This window comes from Vibrio sp. Scap24, assembly GCF_013394185.1.
In the GTDB taxonomy this organism is placed as follows: domain Bacteria; phylum Pseudomonadota; class Gammaproteobacteria; order Enterobacterales; family Vibrionaceae; genus Vibrio; species Vibrio pomeroyi.
This window is the reverse complement of the sequence record NZ_CP041332.1, coordinates 2,552,655-2,574,191: the sequence shown is the minus strand read 5'-3', so window position 1 is coordinate 2,574,191 and position 21,537 is coordinate 2,552,655. Positions and strand designations below refer to the sequence as shown.

The following is a 21,537-nucleotide window of genomic DNA, read 5'->3' as shown; positions in this document are numbered from 1 at the left end:
CAGCGACTCTTTTTTGTCTTTCATTAATTCAGCGCACCCGCGATTGATCGTATCGATCACAGCAGCTTACTCCTGATCTTCCAGATCGGCAGCCGCCAACCTTGCCGCCTGTAATACAAGCGTTGAATACATACGCGACTCAGCAGCTAACCCATCGTCCCACTTAGGCCAAATACGTGAGATGTAGGTATCTCGACCCTCGCCAGTGAAAGCGAAACTGTCATTAAAAGTATCGGCCATTTTCTTGAGCGATTTCTCTTCATCATCGACCCATTTACCACGGCTAAAGCCCGCTTCAACGCCGGCCAATGCGGTTTTCGGGAAGTAAGGCAGTGGTGCAGTCATACCTTGATAAAACAGTCTTACCAACTCTGCCAATAAACTCTTTGCCTGCTGCGCATCAGCAATCGGTTGTAGCGTTTGGTGAACCACGCCTTCTTTTCTGTCGTAGCCAATAATATGGGTTGTTTTGCCATGCCCCATCACTGCACCACATAGATGATCGATCCATGCGGCCAAATAATCTTGCGAGCGAATTTTACCGCTACGGAAGCGCACCAAGCCCGATTGATAGTTTTGAGTGAGCCAACCCATCAAACGAACCGGTTTCCCCTCACCTAACACATCAAACTCAATATTCACCTCAAGATCTTGCTGTGGCTGCCCACTTACAAATCGAATCTCTTTGGCTAAGTCTTCCGCTTGAACGCGATTAGTTTCAAACTCGATATCACCAAAAGCACCAACCGGTAAGCGACCTTGGGCTTTTTGCTCAGAGACAAACAAGCAAACCGCTTCATCTGCCCCTTCTTGGTGATCGAGTAGTACTTGGAGCAAGGCATCCTTAAGCTGGAAGCTCTCTAAGCCATTAAGCACGAACGGCTCATCGTCTTCCATAACCGGAAGCGGTGGCTCAAACACTACCTTTAAGCGGCGATTAAAGAAGTATTGCACCGGCAAGCGCCAGAAACGCTGTAGCTCAACTAGATCGAGCTCTAATGGATAGGTCGCACCAAGTAAATAGTCATCCAAGGCACGATTGAATTCACCACTGCGTTCACCGGAACGGTTAGCCGCAGGAAGCCATTCTTTGGCGTAGCTCAATACATGGCTCGCATCACCTTGTGTAAAGGCTGCCGGGCTGAACGGGGTCATGGTGTGCTCAAAGCTGATCGCATGAGTCAGTTTGATACCAGAATCATCACTTGGTAGCGCTTGATCGTCACTTAGGCAGTAGTTCTGCTGGCAGTACTCAATCAACTCTGAAACCAATACCGACGGTACTCGCTCAGTATTATCTTGAATCGAGCGACCGACATAACTAATGTATAAACACTCTTGTGCTGACAACATTGCTTCTAAAAACAGGTAACGGTCATCATCACGACGAGAACGGTCTCCCGGACGAGTGCGCCCATTCATCAAATCAAAACCTTCTGGCGGCATTGATCGAGGGTAAACACCATCATTCATTCCTAATAGACAAACGGTTTTGAACGGGATGGAACGCATCGGCATCAGGGTACAGAAGTTAACTTGCCCCGCTAAGAAACGCTGACTAATGCGCGCGCCCGACAGTTTGTTATTCAAGTACTGATAAATGATGCTTGGTGATAATTCTTGTTCGTATAAGGCATCATCAAGCTGTTCATTCAGTTGAGAAAGTGCATCGCGAATCGACTTAAGCACTACCTCGCCTTCTAGCTCAACGGCGAAGAAGTCATCAATCATTTGCAGCAAGGTTTCACGCCACATATCGATTGATTGCGTCTCAGTGAGGCGTTGACGGTAATGGGCAATACGATCAATAAAGTGCGCTAACTTACCCGCAAGTTCGGCGTTAATGCCCTGAACTTCGTTATAAGCTGCAATTGGAGAGTGTTCAGTTTCAAACAAACCTGCAGAATCCGACATCGCATAACCCAGCAGCATCCGCTGAATACCAAATAGCCAGGTATTTTGCTCAGTAGCAGGCAAATCAAACTCCGTTGCGGTAGACGAGTCGACGCCCCAACGAATACCCGCTTCTTCAACCCACTGCTTAGCTTGCTCAAATTGAAATTCATCAATGCCAAAGCGTGCCATCATCGCTGGGATTTCTAATAATTCCAGAAGTTCAGAAGCTAAACAGCGCGTGTTTGGTAGCGCGACCAACTGCATGAACGCGGTCAGAATTGGGCTCTCTTGATCGGCCGTTCTATCCGAGATCGAGTAAGGAATGTAGCGCTCACCCGGAGCATTACCAAATACCGCCTGAATCGCAGGGCTGTAAGCATTGATGTCTGCCACCATCACGATGATATCGCGTGGCTTCAATGTTGGGTCGGCATCAAACATCGCCAATAGCTGATCATGGAGAACTTCCACCTCGCGCATTGGGCTGTGACAAGCATGCACAGTCAACGAGCGATCACCCAGTTCAACCACTTGTTTGTGGTTGCTGGAATCTAAGATGTGATCATCTTGATGTTCTTCTAACTGGAGAATATCGGCTTGCAGTTGATGCAGCAGACTGTCTCTCTCAACATCAATAAAGAACTCATGTTCTTCACTGTCTGATTGAGACAGCAAGAACAGGTTATCTCTGCCCAGCTTACCCATAGACGCAAGCAAGCTATTACCTACCGCTTGGCTGGTGTGTAGTTCATCTTCAACGTTGGCTTCGATACCATCTTTCAGTGGCGATACTTCGCCTTCAAGCTGAGGTAAACCATCAACTAATGCAAACTGCTTGCGACGCTGCGCTTCCACTCTTGCCAAGTATTTACGGTCGCGGATGTCACCCCAATAATGTTGGCAAGGGTTGGTAAACATCAGGTGGACATCAATCTGCTCGCCAAGCGCTTTCAAGGCATCCATGTAGCGGGGAGGCAGTGACGAAATACCAAACACAAACAGACGTTTCGGCAGGTGTTGTAGCTGCCCTTGTTGGTTGGCTAGCGCTTCAATAAAGTCGTGATACAAGTTACCACGGTGGTACTTCGATTGGCCTTGAGACAGTGTCTGATCATAGAGAGCCTTCCACAAAATGGGCTGCCAAGGGTGCTCTTGCTGCCCTTCACTATCAATCAACTCTGCAACGGGCTCGCCCGCTTCCCACATCGCCATCCACTCAGGTCGATATACCAAGTAGCCATCGAAGATATCGGCAATTTTCTCGGCTAATTGATACAGCTTTGAATCATCTTCGTCGTTTTCAAGATAGCGCTGCAGGGGTAAGAAATCAGGGTGGTCAAGTTTCGCGGGTAGCAAACTCATCAGCTTCCACGTCATCGCTTCTTTATTAAAAGCACTGCGTTTAGGTACATCAGGAAGCACTTGGGTAAACATATCCCAAATGAAGGTTGCTGGAAGAGGAAAATCGAGATTTGCTGCTACACCAAACTCTTTGGCGAGTTCCATCTTAAGCCATTGAGACATGCCCGGGCTCTGAACCAGAATTTGCTCTTTTTCGAAAGGATTGGCTAAAGGGTCACTTTTGATCAAGTGAACGAGAAGAATTTTTAAAGTATCAACTTTATTGGAATGGTAAACAGTAAACAAAGTGCACTCACGCTAATCTTGCCACAATATACTGCCAGATTAGCATAAGTGCTGAGTTTGGATGAGGAATATAAGCTTGTGAAATACCGAAAGCTTAAGGTCCGTTTATCTTTTGAACTATTGGCCTTTACAATCTGCCGGCTACCGCACTTAAAACACGATGAGGTTTGTAGTTCATGTAGTAACGAATCGCGACATAACCGACGACGAAGGTTGCCACAATCAGTTCTAGGTACGCTAGATTGAACACTTGGCTGATGTAGTGCGCTTCAATACCTTGTACTTGCATCCAAGCCGCCAATTTAAATAACGCTGTTGCACCAATCACGATTGGGAAAGTAAACGCTGCATAGCCTGGGCTGAATGGCAGACGAAGTAGTTTGAAGAACGCGATGTAAATAATAAACGTCATCAACACTGCAATACCAAATAATAAACCAATGATCACTGGTGAAGGGCTAGCAGTAACGGTTAAGTAACCCGCCAAAGATAGGCTCGCTGGTGCTGCCATAATCGCAATCGTTGGTTTTGCAGCATCTGGCACTTCGTGAGAGAACATCAAACGGTAAACCATCAGTGGCAGCATCACAGCATAAACCAATAAACCGAATACCAAAGTCGCGTTCGCTACTGGCTCTAAAACTGGATTACCAGAGAAAGACACGTCAGCCACAATAATACCAATCGGTGGTACAAACCAACTTGGTACCATGTGGTGAATCTCAAAGTTTTTAGCTCTGTGGTACAAAAAGCTCACTAGAAACACAACGTGTAAAGCCACAGAAGCCAACCACATCGCTTCTTGTAAAAATTGAGAAATTGGCGCCAAAGACGCTGATACCACCATGCACCCCATAGCAAATGTTGGTACCACACTGCCAACAACAGGGTGAGCAAGATCTTCACGCAATAGGTGACCATGAATCAAAAATTTCACAGCTAAAACAAGAAGCAATACCGCTGCAATACCTGCACTTATCCACTGCACTAAGCCTGGAGTGTGCAAAATACCTTGTGCGACTAAAACGCCATCCCAGCACCAGCCTAAGCTTGCGATTGCTAGTGCTAACCCTGCCATGGGTGTTGGAGCTCCTGTTAATCTATATTTAATACGTTGAATCATGTCAGCCTCTCTTAAACTTAATTCACTAAACTTGTGAACTCATCAGCTTGTTGAAGCCATAATACGCTTGCGCTTCGTTAAACAATATCCAATTATATATAACAAGTGTTCATCAATACTGAACGACCCTTTCCACCAGCAGCGTAAAACTAGGAACCTGATGGCTAATATTTCAATCAAACAACTCAAAGTGTTTGTCACCATTACCCAGCATTCGACACTTACTGCCGCATCAGAAGCGCTGTTTTTGTCTAAAGCTGCGGTCAGCATGGCACTAGGCGAAATGGAGAAACAGTTAGGTCACTCTCTATTTGACCGGGTCAACAACCGATTAATTCTCAATCAGGAGGGACAAAAGTTACTTCCTTTGGCCGATGAGATACTTCACAGAGCTGCAGGCATCGATGTTTTGTTCCGCGATGACCAACCATTAAGTGGCAATCTCAAGGTTGGCGCGAGTGACACGATTGGTAATCAGGTCGCACCCTTTATTCTGTCTGGCTTTCGCGAACGAACTCAGCATCAAGATCAAAGCTTGTTCATTTCAAACAGTGCGCTGATCTGCCAAAAGTTGGTGGATTATGAACTGGATATCGCGCTAATTGAAGGAAAAACACTCCACCCTGAATTGATATCTAGCCAGTTCAGTAGCGATGAGATGTGTATTATCGTTAGTAATCAACACCCTCTCGTTTCACAAGACAAAGTTGCTCTGCATGATTTAGAAGACAGCCATTGGATATTGCGCGAATCAGGCTCAGGTACTCGTGAGTTTTTCTTGCGTGCCGTTGCACCGCGTATCGAGCACTGGTACGAATCATTTGAGCTCAACACCACGGAAGCGATCATCAACTCTGTTTCTGCAGGTCTGGGCTTTGCGTGTTTATCGCGTTTAGCGGCACAACGCGCGATTGATTCTGGCCGAGTGAAAGCACTTGATGTACCACTCGACATGAAACGTCGATTCTGGATGCTGGTCCATAAAGACAAATATCAAAGCCCACTGCTGAAATCTTTCATGGGTTATTGTGAAGACTGGGCTACACATCAAGATTGAGGCCGCATAGTTCGGGCTCCAACTGGACTTTTCGCATCAGAAACTGTATAAAAAGCCAGTAAAATTTATCAAACTTAGAGGATTAACCATGGCTGTTATCGTCAAGTACGTGGTGGAACGCAACGGAGAAGAGAAAATGACTTTTACCTCTAAAGCCGAAGCTGACGCATACGACAAAATGCTGGATATGGCTGATGAGCTTTTTGAACTGTTAGGCAAAAGCGATTTAGTTGAAGATGAAGGCAAGCAAGAAGAACTTGCAATGTACCTAGCGAAGAACAAAGAAGAAGTTCTTTACGCATTAGGTGCTAAGCGTAAGCCAGCTCCTAAAAAAGCTAAGAAGCTTGAAGCTGTTGAAGACGCAGAAGAAGATGCAGCATAACTAGCTGATCGCTTTCTAAAAAACGTCAATGACGCCTCTAATCAGAGTTCGCTATTGGCGTTTTTTTATACTTATCGAAATATAATGAAGCTTGTTTATAGTCGAAATCGCTCTAAACATTCGCTTGCATGAAAGTGTGATAAAGATCTAATCTATAGCCATCAGGTGATGGGGTTCCACCTAAGCTTTTGCTTCAACCGCCCGTTCTTTCCGAACAGTGCTAATGACTCCTACAGAATCGAAAACAGGTAATACTGTTGGACGTATCGCTATTCCTCCATTTTGAAATGGACTTAGTCTATCAAGACCAAGATCCATGACACCTTTGGATTATCGATACTCAAGATCTGTAGTGAATTAGCCGCACCTCTTCCAACACGTCCTGTTTTCTCAACGCCCTAGGTCTTAAATGGCTCTATAAGTGAGAAAACATTATGCACTACTCTTCAGAAATTCAATCAATGTGCCCTATTCAAAGGGGTGATCTTCACAATTCAGCTCCAATTCCAGTTGAAGGCGCAATGGTTAGCCCAAAAGATGTCATCGCTATTTCTGGCTTAAGCCATGGCGTAGGCACTTGTGCACCACAACAAGGTGCAGCAAAACTAACTCTTAACGTAAAAAACGGCATCATCGAAGAAGCATTAATCGAAACGATTGGTTGTTCAGGTATGACTCAATCAGCCGCGATGGCCGCTGAAATCCTCACCGGAAAAACCATTCTTGAAGCACTCAATACTGACTTAGTATGTGATGCTATCAACGTAGCGATGCGCGAAATCTTCCTGCAGTTTGTGTACGGTCGAACTCAGTCTGCTTTCTCTGAAGGTGGCCTAGAAATCGGTGCAGCGTTGGAAGACTTAGGTCAAACACAGCGCAGCCAAGTCGGCACCAGCTATTCAACCTCAGCGAAAGGCGTTCGTTACCTAGAGCTTGCAGAAGGTTACGTGACCAAGCTTGCACTTGATGATCACAGCGAAGTGATTGGCTACGAATATCTCAACCTCGGCAAAATGATGAAGGCGATTAACCAAGGTGTACCAGCGAACGAAGCTGCTGACCTTGCGACAGGGACTTATGGTCGCTTCGACGAAGCCGTAACCACCATTAACCCACGCCAACAATAATTTTTGCCAATTAAGAGGAAAGATATGATGAACACTCAATTTAATGAATCAGTAACTCGCGTATTGGCAGAAATGAACTTCGACTCTTTAGAGCAAGCAAACCAATACTGTTTATCACACAATGTCGACCCAAAAGCATTAGTGATGGACACTCAACCTATCGCATTTGAAAGCGCCGCTGACGCTTATACTCTTGGTGCTGCATTAGCTCTGTTCCGTAAAGCGAACAACGCTGAACAAGCGGCGAATATCATTGGTGAAGGTCTTCAAGCATTCACAAAACCCGGTAGTGTTGCAGAGCAACGCCAAGTCGGTATCGGCCACGGCGCACTGGCTGCTCGTCTACTAAATGAAGAGAGCCACTGCTTTGCTTTCCTTGCAGGCCATGAGTCTTTTGCTGCTGCAGAAGGTGCGATCAAGATTGCACTGAACGTGAACAAATCACGCAAAACACCATTGAAAGTTATCTTGAACGGTCTAGGTAAAGATGCGGCTTACCTAATCTCTCGCATCAATGGCTTTACCTATGTTCGCACTCAATTTGATTACCAAACGGGTGAGCTAGTTGAAACAGAACGTCGCCGCTTCTCACAAGGCCCTCGTGGCGAGATCTTGTGTTACGGCGCTGATGATGTACGTGAAGGCGTAGCGATCATGCACAGAGAAGAAGTGGATGTGAGTATCACGGGTAACTCAACCAACCCAACACGCTTCCAACACCCTGTTGCCGGTATCTATAAAGCAGAGCGTACTCGCCAAGGCTTGCCTTACTTCTCAGTTGCTTCTGGCGGCGGTACAGGCCGTACATTACACCCAGACAACGTAGCCGCTGGCCCTGCGTCTTACGGCATGACAGATACCATGGGCAGAATGCATGCTGACGCTCAATTCGCTGGTAGCTCTTCTGTTCCTGCTCACGTAGCAATGATGGGCTTCATCGGTATGGGTAACAACCCAATGGTGGGTGCTACGGTTGCATTGGCTGTCGCAGTGAGTGAATCTCAAAACGCATAACGGCAAAGTGAGCTCTACTGTCGACCTGTTGTATAGAGCTTGTTAATTGAGAAACTAGCAATAACGCGCGACCAAAACTCTACACCTATCACTAAAACCAAACAGCCAGCCTTATGCTGGCTGTTTTTTATTCACACTTGCTCTACTATCTATTTCTAATAATTATTTGTATCTAAGATTAAATACACCAACCATTAGTATTTAACTGCATATTTTCAAAGGAATAATATGAAAGAGCTCATCATTCATACCATTACTGTGTTCATGGGCTTTTTTGCCATCATGAACCCAATCGCCAACACCCCAATCTTTCTTGGATTAACTGGTGATAACGACAGGGAAACGGTCAAGTCCATCGCCTTCCGTTCAGTGTTTATCGCATTTGTCATCGTCAGTACGTTTGCGCTATCTGGCAAACTGATTTTTGACCTCTTTGGTATCACGCTGTACGCACTGCGCATCACGGGCGGTATTCTGGTCTTTTTGATTGGCTTTCACATGCTACAAGGTGATTCAACACACGCCAAAGCGAAAGAGAAAGTAAACTCAGACGCTCAACGCGACGCAGCGCTTAGCATCGCAGTATCACCTTTAGCCATGCCGATACTGGCAGGCCCGGGCACCATCGCCACTGCGATGAACTTCGCCAGCACTGAAGGCATTTACGAAACCATAATTACCATCGTCGCCTTTGGTCTTCTGTGCACATTAACCTACGTATTATTTGTATTCGGCGAACGCTTCGTGAAAGCCGTAGGGCCAAGCGCACTGAACGTGATTACTCGAATGATGGGGTTGATACTCGCAGTTATCGGTATGCAGATGTTGATTGAAGGGATTGAACAAGCTTATAAGGCGTTGTTTATCTAAAGAGGCTATTCACAGGAGAATGTTGATTAACGCACCAATCAATTTGTGTTGATCTGCAGTGTTTTCTCATTGCAGATCAACATCTCTCAAAAGACAAGCAATATCATTTTACAGACTTTATCCCGATGCGCCCTTTCATAACGAGGGCGCTCTCTTTATGATGAACGCAATTAAATTAACTTTGCTAACGGCAGCGCTTGTTATTCGAGCCGCTGTTATGAAATAGCAAAATCAAGACTCAACACATGGAGATTCAACATGGCTTACTTTTCACTAGCCTTCGGTACGGCAACCAAAAACCGCGACAATAAAATCATTGAAGCGTTCTTCCCTAACCCACTTCTAAACCCAAGCGATGCTCTAGTAGCGGCTGTTGGTGAAGTTGCAGGTTACACTGAAGGCAACCAAGCTATCGAAATCTCTGCAGCACAAAGTGCAGAACTAGCGAAAGCATTCGCAGCAAACGACGATGCAGCAAACGCATCTTTCGCAGAAAAAGCAGCAGCATCTGAGCAGCCACTTGTTCTTGTTGTTCTTGCGACTGACGAAAAGCCAGCATCAGTTGCTGAAGGCTTCCTTAAGCTGCAACTTATCTCTAACCGCCTAGTTCAACCACACGGTACAGTACTAGACGGCATCTTCGGTCTACTGCACAACATCGCATGGACTAACGAAGGTCCAATCGATCTTCCTGAACTGGCTGAGCGTCAAATCGAAGCACGCCTAGCTGGTCGCGCTCTATCTGTAGATTGCGTAGACAAGTTCCCTAAAATGGTGGATTACGTGGTACCAACAGGTATTCGTATTGCTGACACTTCTCGTGTTCGTCTTGGCGCACATGTGGGTGAAGGCACAACGGTTATGCACGAAGGTTTCATCAACTTCAATGCAGGTACAACTGGCGTAAGCATGGTTGAAGGTCGTATATCAGCAGGTGTTGTTGTAGGTAACGGTTCAGACATCGGCGGCGGCGCTTCTATCATGGGTACTCTGTCTGGTGGCGGTACTATGGTTATCTCTATCGGCGAAAACTGCCTACTAGGCGCAAACGCGGGTCTTGGCTTCCCAATGGGCGACCGTTGTACTGTTGAGTCTGGCCTTTACGTAACTGCAGGTACTAAGGTTCGCATGCTAGATAAAGAAGGCAACGAAGTAGAAATCATTAAAGCTCGCGACCTAGCTGGCGTTTCTGATCTTCTGTTCCGCCGCAACTCGATCACTGGTCAAATTGAATGTCTAGCGAACAAGTCTGCTGTTGAACTAAACAGCGAGCTACACAGCAACAACTAATCTAAGCGCTAGATGCTAGATGCTAGATGCTAGATGCTAGAAAATACGAAGCCGCTGGGGTTAAATCCAGCGGCTTTTCTTTTATTGGTATCAAACTAAAAGGGTTACGCTTTCTCTGCGGCTAGCTGCTCAAGCGCTTGAATAGAAGTTTCTGATACTAGCGTGCCATCCATGTAGTAGCTGACCTTGTCGCCATCACGAACACCTGTCAGAACGGCTTTTTGGCCATCGTTGTAGGTAATGTCCATGCGAATCGTATTCTCATCGATTTGTTGCATTTCACCCCATTCGATCTGACGATTATTGAAACCAAGTGGCGCTTCTTTTAGTGAATCGTCTAGGCTGTCGTTCACATCAATCATGGTATCGACTTTGCTATCAAAGATGTGAGGTGCGCCTGTGAGTGGGTTTTTACCCGCCCAGAATTCGATTGAGTTAAAGACAATGTAATCGGCTGCGGTGGTTAGTGCGTAAACCGGAGCAAGCAAGAAGTTGACGCCCGCACGAGCGTAACGGTTATCCACCACCTCGACGTTGAACTTCATTAATTTCCCAGTAACCGCGTTACTACCTACACACCCAGCTAACGACATGACAATCGCTGCCACTGCAACGGCTTTTGTAATTGTTGTTTTCATAGATCCCTCTTATGCCACGATGATTGATTCAGTTTTTGCATAGCCGAACGAAGCTTTCCTTGCTCGAGTGCAAGAATTATTCGCCTAACAAATTGATTCCATAACATTTAGCGTAGTGGAGATTTTTAGAACAGCAAACTGCAAACCTCAATTGTTTCGCACTGGTTCCTAAATCTTAGGAAATAAAAAAGCGCAGACCTTTCGATCTGCGCTTTTCATTTTTGATTAACCTAGCCTAGATTAATGCGACCTGTAAGAAAGTGATTAGCCTACATTCTTACGAGCGTTTTGGAACATACGCATCCAAGCGCCGTTCTCGCCCCAACCTTCTGGAGACCAAGAGTTTGCAACCGTACGGAATACACGCTCTGGGTGAGGCATCATGATAGTCACGCGGCCGTCAGTCGTTGTTAAACCTGTGATAGCGTTTGGTGAACCGTTCGGGTTGTTCGGGTATTGCTGCGTTTGGTTACCGTTGTTATCAACGTAACGTAGAGCAACTGTACCTGAGTTTTCAATCGCGTTTAGGTGGTCGTTGTCACGCACTTCTACGCGGCCTTCACCGTGAGAAACAGCGATTGGCATACGAGAACCTTCCATGCCGTTGAAGAATACAGAATCAGATTTCTGAACTTCTACTAGGCTGAAACGCGCTTCAAAACGCTCAGATTCGTTGCGAACGAAACGTGGCCAGTACTCAGCACCAGGGATTAGGTCACGCAGGTTAGACAGCATCTGACAACCGTTACATACACCTAAAGAGAAGGTATCTTCACGCTTGAAGAAGTTTTCAAACTGGTCACGAGTAGAGTCGTTAAACAGAACCGACTTAGCCCAACCTTCACCAGCACCTAGTACGTCACCGTAAGAGAAGCCACCACATGCCACAAGGCCGTTGTACTCTTCTAGTACTGCTTGACCCGTTAGGATGTCGCTCATGTGAATATCAGTTGCTTCGAAGCCTGCACGGTCGAATGCTGCTGCCATTTCAACGTGAGAGTTAACACCCTGCTCACGTAGAATTGCCATCTTAGGTTTAGCACCTGTGTTGATGAACGGTGCAGCGATATCTTCGTTTACGTCAAAGCTTAGTTTCACGTTCAGACCTGGGTCTGAGTTGTCTTTCTTCGCTTCGTGCTCTTGGTCAGCACATGCTGGGTTATCACGTAGACCTTGCATCTTATGCGTTGTCTCAGCCCAGATAGTACGAAGTTCAGTACGGTTACGTTCAATCACTACAGACTCGCCAGACTTAATCACTAGCTCATCAGATGCTTCAACAGAACCGATTACGTGTGAACACGCTTCTAGGCCGTTTGCTGCAAGAGTTGAAAGAACAGCGTCTAGGTCGTCGTTACGAACCTGAATTACCGCACCTAGCTCTTCGTTGAATAGTGCTGCTAGAGCATCTTCGCCTAGCGCCGCAATATCAGCATTAACACCACAGTGACCTGCGAATGCCATTTCAGCTAGAGTAACGAATAGACCACCGTCGCCTTTATCGTGGTAAGCCACAACTTGGTCGTTAGCCACAAGTGCTTGAACGCCTTCGTAGAAACCTTTTAGCTGTGCTGCGTTGTCTACGTCTGCTGGCTTGTCACCAAGCTGCTTGTAAACTTGCGCTAGTGCCGTAGCACCTAGACGGTTTTTGCCGTTACCTAGGTCGATAAGTACTAAGCTTGAAGCGCCTTTGTCAGTGCGAAGCTGAGGCGTAATTGTTTTACGAACATCTTCAACACGAGCAAATGCAGTGATAACAAGAGATAGCGGAGAAGTGACTTCTTTCTGCTCGCCGTTCTCTTCCCACTTAGTCTTCATAGACATTGAGTCTTTACCCACTGGGATAGTTAGACCCAGTGCTGGACATAGTTCTTCACCAACTGCTTTAACCGCTTCGTAAAGACCTGCATCTTCACCTGGGTGACCCGCTGGAGACATCCAGTTAGCCGACAGTTTAATGTGTTTGATATCGCCGATGTTCGTCGCAGCGATGTTAGTGATTGCTTCACCAACCGCTAGACGAGCCGATGCGCCGAAGTCTAGTAGTGCCACTGGCGTACGCTCACCAAGAGACATCGCCTCACCGTGGTAAGAGTCGTAACTTGCAGCAGTTACTGCACAGTTAGCAACAGGAACCTGCCATGGACCAACCATTTGGTCACGAGCAACAAGGCCAGTTACCGAGCGGTCACCGATAGTGATAAGGAATGTTTTCTCAGCCACTGTTGGTAGACGAAGAACACGGTCAACCGCTTCGTTCATTTCGATACCAGAACGGTCAATCGCTGGGTTATTTGCTTTTAGCGTTTTCGCGTCACGGTGCATCTTAGGTGTTTTACCTAAAAGGATGTCCATTGGCATGTCGATTGGCGTGTTGTCGAAGTGTGAATCTTCAAGTTTAAGTTCACGCTCTTCCGTTGCTTTACCAACCACTGCGTAAGGTGCGCGTTCACGCTTACAAATAGCGTCGAACGTTGCCATGTCTTCGTCAGCAACGGCCATTACGTAACGCTCTTGAGATTCGTTACACCAGATCTCAAGTGGGCTCATGCCCGGTTCATCGTTTGGCACGTCGCGTAGGTTGAAGATACCGCCACGCTCACCATCGTCTACTAGTTCAGGAAGTGCATTAGAGATACCGCCCGCACCCACATCGTGGATGAATGCGATTGGGTTCGCATCACCTAGTTGCCAACAACGGTCGATAACTTCCTGACAGCGACGTTCCATCTCTGGGTTTTCACGTTGTACAGAAGCGAAATCTAGATCTTCAGAAGAAGACCCCGAATCCATAGAAGATGCTGCACCGCCACCAAGGCCGATGTTCATCGCAGGACCACCAAGAACGATTAGGCTTGCACCTACTGGGATCTCTTTCTTCTGAACGTGCTCATCACGGATGTTACCAAGACCACCAGCTAGCATGATTGGTTTGTGGTAACCACGTACTTCTTCACCTGCGTGAGAGTTTACTTTCTCTTCGTAAGTACGGAAGTAACCTAGTAGGTTTGGACGACCAAATTCGTTGTTGAATGCCGCGCCACCAAGAGGACCTTCAAGCATGATATCCAGAGCAGTAACGATACGGCTTGGCTTACCAAAATCAGTTTCCCAAGGTTGAACGAAGTTCGGGATCTTAAGGTTAGATACAGAGAACGCAACCAAACCAGCTTTTGGCTTACCACCAATACCAGTCGCGCCTTCATCACGGATTTCACCGCCTGAACCTGTAGATGCGCCCGGCCACGGAGAGATTGCCGTTGGGTGGTTGTGCGTCTCAACCTTCATCAAGATGTGTGTTTTCTCTTGGTGGTAGTTGTACTGACGAGTTTTTGGATCTGGGAAGAAACGACCGACTTCAGAACCTGTCATTACCGCTGCGTTATCTTTATAAGCAGACAGAACGTGTTCTGGTGTTGTTTCAAAGGTGTTCTTAATCATCTTGAACAATGATTTTTCTTGCTTAACGCCATCGATAGTCCAATCAGCGTTAAAGATCTTGTGACGACAGTGCTCTGAGTTCGCTTGTGCAAACATCATTAGCTCGATGTCAGTCGGGTTACGACCTAGCTTTTCAGTGAAGCTTTCAAGAAGGTAATCAATTTCATCTTCTGCAAGTGCAAGACCTAGGGTAACGTTTGCTTCTTCAAGCGCTTTACGTCCGCCAGTTAATAGGTCAACTTCCGCATAAGGAGCAGGCTCAGCAACTTTGAATAGTGCCGCTGCCGATTCGAAGTCAGTGAAAACCACTTCCATCATACGATCGTGCAGAATCGCTTTCAGCTCAACAAGTTGAAGCTCAGAAAGTTCAGAAGACGTTTCAATGTAGAAAGCAGTACCGCGCTCTAGACGTGACACTTTAGCCAGTCCACAGTTATGTGCGATATCTGTTGATTTTGAAGACCAAGGCGAGATAGTGCCCGGGCGTGGCGTTGCAAGCAGCAATAAACCTTCAGGTTCATGCTCTTCAATCGTTGGACCGTAAGTCAGTAGCTTTTCTAGCTTCTCAACTTCAGACTCATCTAGGTCTGCCGTTAAATCAGCAAAGTGGGCAAACTCAGCGTAAATACCTGTTACAGGTAAGCTTAATTCACGACAAAGCTCTAAAAGCTTGTTAACACGAAACTCAGATAGAGCTGGGGAGCCACGCAAAATTCTCATGTGCTTAGGTCTCTTATGCAGTTGATTAAGGTAGTATTGGAATAAATTCAGTGGGTTATAGGAACAACCTAACTGTTTTCTTCGAAGCTATTCCCGAAGGTTGCCAAACCTATGCCGATTCCACCTCTTCAATGCGAGCGCATTATAAAGCATTTCTTTTTGTGACGTAACACCAAAAGCAACCGTTTGCGTTATTTTTTTTATCTTTCTGCGTAAATGGTATTTTTGCTGCATTTATCACCACTTTTACATCTGTTTAATTAAACCTGCTTTGCCAGCCTTGCGGGGTTTGGTATAAAGGGGCTTCCACTTTTCGAGATTTCATTTTGATGCCTAAATTTACGCTCATCTTTTCGTCTAAATTCATTCTGCTCGTTATCGCTCTGGTTGGGCTAGCGGGATGCCAGATTGAATCTGAACCTAAAAGTGTCCTTGAGCAGATACGAGATCGCGGCGTTCTTCGTGTCGGCACCCTTAACAACCAACTCTCTTATTACATTGGTCCTGATGGTCCAGCAGGCTTAGATTACGAGTTAGCTCGTGAGTTTGCGCAGGAGCTTGGTGTAAAGCTTGAGGTTAAACCCGCTTACCGTCTATCTGGCTTATTTCCAGCGTTGAAGAAAGGCGAAATCGACCTTATCGCGACAGGTTTAACGCAAAATAACAAACTGACACGCGCTTATCGCGCCGCGCCTGCTTATTACTATGTAAGCCAACAGGTCGTGTACAAAAAGGGACAATGGCGCCCAAGAAACCTTGAGCAATTGATCAATTTTGAGAATGATCGTCAGGCTGAGTTTGTAAAAGCACAAGCTGAATCAGAAGCTGCGGTATCAAGTGACACGCTATCGCCATCTTTGGTTGTGGTGAAAGACTCACACTTTGAACCAACACTTAAACTGCTGCAGAAAACACACGATGACTTCATCTACGACGCGGTCGGCAATGCAGACATCAATGACCTGTTAAAAGAGGTATCAACAGGCGAACGTTTATTCACGGTGGCAGACTCTATCGAGCTATCACTGGCGCAGCGTTTGTATCCAGACGTAGCCTTGGCATTTGAGCTGACAGAAGACCAACCTATCTCTTGGTACCTAAATAGATCGGAAGATGAAAGCCTGTATGCGTTGCTGATTGAGTTCTTCGGTAACCTAAAACAATCTGGTGAACTGGCTTCACTGGAAGAGAAATACATCGGTCATATCGGCACCTTTGACTACGTTGATACTCGTGCCTTTATCCGCGCACTGGACAGTAAGTTACCAAAATGGTCACCGCTGTTTCAGAAGTACTCGCAAGAATTTGATTGGCGCTTGATTGCTGCATTGGCATACCAAGAATCACACTGGAACCCTGTCGCACGCTCGCCAACGGGTGTACGTGGCATGATGATGCTGACACTACCTACTGCAAAAAGCGTTGGCGTGACTAACCGTCTCGACCCGAAACAATCGGTACAAGGTGGTGTTGAATACCTTCGTCGTATCGTGAACCGAGTACCAGATTCAATCACACAACATGAAAAGATCTGGTTTGCCCTTGCTTCATACAATGTCGGTTACGGGCATATGATGGACGCGCGTCGCCTCACGAAGGCACAAGGTGGCGATCCTGATGCTTGGGGCGATGTGAAAGACAGACTGCCGCTGTTAAGACAGAAGAAGTACTACAGCCAAACTCGTTACGGCTATGCCCGTGGTGATGAAGCTAGAAATTACGTTGAGAACATTCGCCGTTATTACCAAAGCATCATCGGCCATGTAAATAAGCGTAATAAGGAACAAGAAGAGAGTCTTGAAGGGTTGATCGTCATCCCACCTCTAGAGACTTCTGGTGCCGAATCAAGCATTAGCGCTGCCGAATCGACAGTAAGCATTTCAGAGTCTTCGCAATAGATACTAAAAGAGCAATGCCATTAAGCATTGCTCTTTTTTATTGTGCTTTTTTTAACTGCGCGCAAAAGAATAAGCTCGACAAAGGCCGTGAAACTCGATGTGTCATATTGCAGTAACAATCGAACTTTATAACGGCACACCATAATCAAAATTACGCTCTGTTGCACTTCAGTGCTGGGTTTTCGCTAGAACTGCTCTTCTGGGTAAGCCAAGCGCGCGACAAGCCAAATAAACGAACAACACTATAATTAAATCGTTAGTCCAAACTACAAAGTCAGACGACAAATAGGAAATCATTGAAATGATGAAGAAACTGAAATCGAAGCGCCTTGATAAGACCGTTGCTGCAAACCGTCGTAAGCGTATGCTTTCAAATAACAAGAAGAAGATCATTTGGCGCAACCGTGCGTTCATGCAGATGATTGCTGAGTAAATACGATAACCAAGTCACTTGGCGCGGGCACTCTTGGAGTTGAGAGTGCCTAAAGCTCGCAGCTATTTCTTATTACTGACCTTATTATCGCTACTTACCTTATCAGCTTCTAGACGCTGCTCTTCCAACAGACGCTCTTGCTTTCGCTCCTCTTTGATCTCTTTTCTACGGCGCTTGAAAAACGCCTGCAGCTGCTCACGACACTCTTCTTCTAATAGGCCGTGTTCAACATCGGCATAGTGGTACGAGGCTTGGCTTTCAAACAAGTTCAAGACAGTACCCGCCGCACCCGCTTTTAAGTCAGGTGCACCAAAGACAATGCGTTTTACTCGGCTGTGTAACAAAGCTCCGGCACACATAGGGCACGGCTCTAGCGTGACGTATAAGGTGGTATCGAGCAGTCGGTAATTTTCCAGAGCTTGCCCCGCTTTACGCAAGGTTTCGATTTCTGCGTGTGCCGTGGCATCGTGGCTACCAATCGAACGGTTCCACCCTTCAGAAACAATCTCACCATCTTTTACCAACACGGCACCCACGGGAACCTCTCCCTCACTCTCAGCTTGCTTGGCTACCTCAATGGCACGTCGCATGAAGATTTCATCTTGAGGGGTGAATTGATGGTCTGACAAAGGGAACTCCAGAAACAAAGGATAAAAACGAAAATAGGTATGCGGTGAAGCATACCTAATCTTGGTGGCTATGAACAACAAAGAGATAATGAACAATCGCCACCATCTAGAGAGTTAACTCTCTATTTAGCTTGCCGCTTCAACGACATCGTTAACGATTTGCGTCGCTTTAACGCTCACAATACGGTTGTTCTCGACTGAGATGATTTCAAACTGCCACTGTTGACACTCAACGAACTCACCCGTTTCTGGTAAGCGGCCTAGCAGCCATGTGATGAGGCCATTCAGAGTTTGGAAGCCCTCGTTTTCACCTTCTAGATCTGAAAGTTCTAAGCGGTTTTTAAGCTCACTGAGGGGGATTAATCCATCCACTAGCAGTCCGTCTTCGACTTGTTCTGTCCAAAGATCTTTCGGGTTGTTCGATAGCTCTCCGGCAATCGCCTCAAGAATATCGTAGTGAGTCACTAGGCCTTGCACATCACCATACTCATCAACAATGAATGCCATCTCACTGCCCGACTCTTTAAAGTAACCAAGTAGACGCAATGCCTTCATCGATTCAGGCACGTAGATCGGAGATTTAGATAACCCCATGATCACTTGAATACTTAAATTGCCAGCTTGATTTAACAAGGCTTTGGCTGACACCGTACCGACCACTTTATTCAGGTGATCTTGGCACAATGGAAACACACTGTGCTTTGATGAACGCAATTGCTTAAAAATGTTCTCGACAGGCTGGTCGATATCCAGAAAATCGATGTCTCTGCGAGGAGTCATCAATGAGCTGACAAGACGATCATCAAGCTGCAAGATATTGCGAATCATCTCTTGCTCACCACGCTCTATCACACCAGATTCAGAGCCTTCTTTCACGAGCGCATGAATATCATCTTCAGTCACGCTGTCTTCTTCGCCGCCACGCCCCATCAGCTTAAGAATGCCTTCGGTTGAAGCCGATAGCGCAAACACAAACGGCGTTGCGATTTTAGATAACCAGAAGATAGGTAGCGCCACTAACACGGCGATGTTTTCAGCTTGAGATTGAGCGAAACGTTTTGGTACTAACTCACCGACAACGATCGCGAAGTAAGTAATACCAACCACCACAACCGCAGTAGACAAGATGTTCGCTTGTGTTGGGTCCAATCCCCACAGTTCAAGTTGAACGGCCAATGGAGCAGACAGCGTCGCCTCACCCACAATACCGCTGAGTAGGCCGATTACCGTGATACCGATTTGGATTGTAGAGAGGAAGCGGGTTGGGTTTTCTTTGAGCTCAAGCGCAACCTGAGCGGAACGGTGTTTTTCGGCTAAGCGTTTCAACCGACTATTCTTTGCTGCTACCAATGCAATCTCTGACATGGCAAACAGACCATTTAAAACAATTAACCCTACTAAAAGCAGAATCTTCATGTGGTTTGGATTTCCTAAATTTACCGGCCAACAATTAGCCGTAATCCGGAGTATAAGCTGAGTGCCTTTATCTTGGATATAAAAAGTTTTGGAGATGAAAAAATAGCGAAAAAATAGCGAAAAAAAGCCCGCACATTTCGGTGCGGGCTTAGCAATGAATAAAGCTTAATTTTGCTTAGTTCAATCTTACATTGTGTAAGTGTAAGGTGCTTGGATACCTAGTGGGATACCAAGAGCCCAGTAAGCTAGCAAGAAGATAGACCAACCGATCAGCATAGCAATCGAGAATGGCATCATTAGAGAAGCTAGAGTACCGATACCTGTCGACTTAACGTAGCGTTGACAGTAAACAACAACCAGTGGGAAGAACACCATTAGTGGAGAGATGATGTTAGACACAGAGTCACCTACACGGTAAGCCGCTTGAGATAGCTCAGGAGAGATACCCACAACCATTAGCATTGGAACTAGGATTGGACCGATAAGAGCCCACTTAGCTGAAGCAGAACCTACAAGAAGGTTAACTGAAGCTGTTAGTAGAATCATACCAACAACCGTTGCTTCACCAGGAAGGTCCATCGCTTTCAGGCCTTCAGCACCGTAAAGCGCAAGCATAGTACCGATGTTTGATTGACCGAATGCAGATAGGAACTGTGCACAGAAGAACGACATTACAATGTATGCGCCCATCGTTGCCATCGTCTCAGACATTGCTTTGATTACGTCATTACTGTTCTTGAAAGTACCCGCTACACGGCCGTAGACGATACCTGGAATGATGAACAGGATGAAGATCAGAGGAACGATAGACTTCATTACTGGTGCAGAGAATGCTGTTAGCTCACCTTCAGGCGAACGAAGCGCTGAGTTTTCAGGAATAAGAGCCGCGATAAGCAGACCAATACCTGCAACCATTGCCCAACCTGCAAACTTGAATGCTTTAGATTCGATTGCAGTGAAAGTACCAAGATCTGGTGCAGCTTCTGCATCTTCATCAACTGGCGTGTTAGCAAGACGAGGCTCGATGATCTTCTCAGTTACGTACCAACCGATAGCAACAATAAGCACTGAAGATAGGCCAGTAAAGAAGATGTTCGCTAGAGGGTTAATCACGTATTCAGGGTCAAGAACGTTTGCCGCTGTTTGAGTGAAACCAGCTAGTAGCGGGTCAATACCTGAAGGAATGAAGTTCGCTGAGAAACCACCTGATACACCAGCAAACGCTGCTGCAATACCCGCTAGAGGGTGACGACCCGCTGCGTGGAAGATGATACCGCCAAGAGGGATTACTAGAACGTAACCTGCATCTGCTGCTGTGTGAGACACGATAGCAACAAGAATTAGCATTGGCGTTAGTAGCTTAGCTGGCGTGAAGTTAAGCATCTTCTTAAGGCCAGTCGTAATGAAGCCTGAAGAATCTGCAACGCCAACACCTAGCATAGCAACAAGTACGATGCCTAGCGGTGCGAAGCCTGTGAACGTGGTAACCATATTCGCTAGGAAGCTAGCAAGCGCTTCACCAGTCAGTAGGTTGTTAACTTCTAGAGCAGCACCCGTTTGAGGGTTGATTAGGTCGAATGAAAGGTTCGACAAAAGTGCAGATGCTACCCATACGATAACTAGAGCCCAGAAGAACAGGATTGCTGGGTCTGGAATTTTGTTGCCGGCGCGTTCAATGAAGTTTAGAAAGCGGTCCATTCCACTGATTTTCTCAGTCGATGGTGCTTTTTTTACGGCTTGGTTACTCATTGTAACTCCATATGTGATGTTGTTTTGTTTAGGCCTAATATAAGTTTTGACCACGGCCTATTGGTACAGCACATATTCTATTTAAATCGCCATTAAAAAGCACAAGATTCCACCTCATTTTCCATAAATGGAGACATATTTTGCAAAAATACCATACAACAGCAACAATATAAAAACACAAAAAACACCATTCCATATACAGTCATT

The 21,537-nt window shown here is 46.2% G+C and carries 15 protein-coding genes and 1 riboswitch; of the genes, 8 read left to right on the top strand and 7 right to left on the bottom strand.

Annotation, left to right across the window (positions count from 1 at the left end):
* Positions 1-66: 66 nt before the first annotated feature.
* Together recC and FLM53_RS11370 are read right to left on the bottom strand one after the other, a co-directional pair.
* Positions 67-3,543 (bottom strand): exodeoxyribonuclease V subunit gamma, encoded by a 3,477-nt coding sequence (gene recC / locus FLM53_RS11375; protein ID WP_176681890.1) that lies wholly within the window; start codon positions 3,541-3,543, stop codon positions 67-69.
* A gap of 127 nt (positions 3,544-3,670) precedes the next feature.
* Complete coding sequence (locus FLM53_RS11370) at positions 3,671-4,621, bottom strand: TDT family transporter (protein WP_176681977.1); 951 nt, start codon at positions 4,619-4,621, stop codon at positions 3,671-3,673.
* Between the two features lie 205 nt (positions 4,622-4,826).
* Between FLM53_RS11370 and FLM53_RS11365 the strand changes: the two genes are divergently transcribed.
* From FLM53_RS11365 to dapD, 6 genes are all read left to right on the top strand, one after another.
* Positions 4,827-5,723, top strand: coding sequence for a LysR family transcriptional regulator (locus FLM53_RS11365; RefSeq protein ID WP_123284286.1), 897 nt, complete (start codon positions 4,827-4,829; stop codon positions 5,721-5,723).
* A gap of 88 nt (positions 5,724-5,811) precedes the next feature.
* On the top strand, positions 5,812-6,105 hold the full coding sequence (locus FLM53_RS11360; RefSeq protein WP_008223840.1) for a YebG family protein: 294 nt from the start codon (positions 5,812-5,814) through the stop codon (positions 6,103-6,105).
* A 155-nt stretch (positions 6,106-6,260) separates the two neighbouring features.
* A riboswitch (Fluoride riboswitch) is annotated at positions 6,261-6,345 on the top strand.
* Between the two features lie 194 nt (positions 6,346-6,539).
* Positions 6,540-7,232 carry an iron-sulfur cluster assembly scaffold protein gene (locus FLM53_RS11355; RefSeq protein WP_017068533.1) on the top strand — a complete coding sequence of 231 codons (693 nt, stop codon included), beginning with the start codon at positions 6,540-6,542 and terminating at the stop codon, positions 7,230-7,232.
* A gap of 24 nt (positions 7,233-7,256) precedes the next feature.
* On the top strand, positions 7,257-8,246 hold the full coding sequence (locus tag FLM53_RS11350) for a GGGtGRT protein (RefSeq protein WP_017631946.1): 990 nt from the start codon (positions 7,257-7,259) through the stop codon (positions 8,244-8,246).
* A 228-nt stretch (positions 8,247-8,474) separates the two neighbouring features.
* Positions 8,475-9,116 (top strand): MarC family protein, encoded by a 642-nt coding sequence (locus tag FLM53_RS11345; RefSeq protein WP_048663700.1) that lies wholly within the window; start codon positions 8,475-8,477, stop codon positions 9,114-9,116.
* 258 nt (positions 9,117-9,374) lie between these two features.
* Positions 9,375-10,406, top strand: coding sequence for a 2,3,4,5-tetrahydropyridine-2,6-dicarboxylate N-succinyltransferase (dapD, locus tag FLM53_RS11340; RefSeq protein WP_009848346.1), 1,032 nt, complete (start codon positions 9,375-9,377; stop codon positions 10,404-10,406).
* Positions 10,407-10,510: 104 nt separating this feature from the next.
* Here dapD and FLM53_RS11335 read toward each other — a convergent pair whose 3' ends face one another.
* Positions 10,511-11,044, bottom strand: a complete 534-nt coding sequence (locus tag FLM53_RS11335; RefSeq protein WP_008223831.1) for a DUF3332 domain-containing protein — start codon at positions 11,042-11,044, stop codon at positions 10,511-10,513.
* A 264-nt stretch (positions 11,045-11,308) separates the two neighbouring features.
* On the bottom strand, positions 11,309-15,205 hold the full coding sequence (gene purL / locus FLM53_RS11330) for a phosphoribosylformylglycinamidine synthase (protein ID WP_176681891.1): 3,897 nt from the start codon (positions 15,203-15,205) through the stop codon (positions 11,309-11,311).
* 329 nt (positions 15,206-15,534) lie between these two features.
* On the opposite strand from purL, the gene mltF reads away from it, so the two are divergent.
* Both mltF and FLM53_RS24020 read left to right on the top strand, forming a co-directional pair.
* On the top strand, positions 15,535-17,103 hold the full coding sequence (gene mltF, locus FLM53_RS11325; protein ID WP_176681892.1) for a membrane-bound lytic murein transglycosylase MltF: 1,569 nt from the start codon (positions 15,535-15,537) through the stop codon (positions 17,101-17,103).
* 301 nt (positions 17,104-17,404) lie between these two features.
* A complete protein-coding gene (locus FLM53_RS24020) occupies positions 17,405-17,536 on the top strand; it encodes a hypothetical protein (protein WP_017059878.1) in 132 nt (43 codons plus the stop codon).
* A 62-nt stretch (positions 17,537-17,598) separates the two neighbouring features.
* Here FLM53_RS24020 and tadA read toward each other — a convergent pair whose 3' ends face one another.
* From tadA to FLM53_RS11310, 3 genes are all read right to left on the bottom strand, one after another.
* Positions 17,599-18,165 carry a tRNA adenosine(34) deaminase TadA gene (tadA, locus tag FLM53_RS11320; RefSeq protein ID WP_176681893.1) on the bottom strand — a complete coding sequence of 189 codons (567 nt, stop codon included), beginning with the start codon at positions 18,163-18,165 and terminating at the stop codon, positions 17,599-17,601.
* 126 nt (positions 18,166-18,291) lie between these two features.
* Positions 18,292-19,581 (bottom strand): hemolysin family protein, encoded by a 1,290-nt coding sequence (locus FLM53_RS11315; RefSeq protein ID WP_176681894.1) that lies wholly within the window; start codon positions 19,579-19,581, stop codon positions 18,292-18,294.
* A 186-nt stretch (positions 19,582-19,767) separates the two neighbouring features.
* The gene (locus FLM53_RS11310) at positions 19,768-21,330 is read right to left on the bottom strand and encodes an AbgT family transporter (protein WP_048663708.1); all 1,563 of its coding nucleotides are present in this window, start codon (positions 21,328-21,330) and stop codon (positions 19,768-19,770) included.
* Between the last annotated feature and the right edge of the window lie 207 nt (positions 21,331-21,537).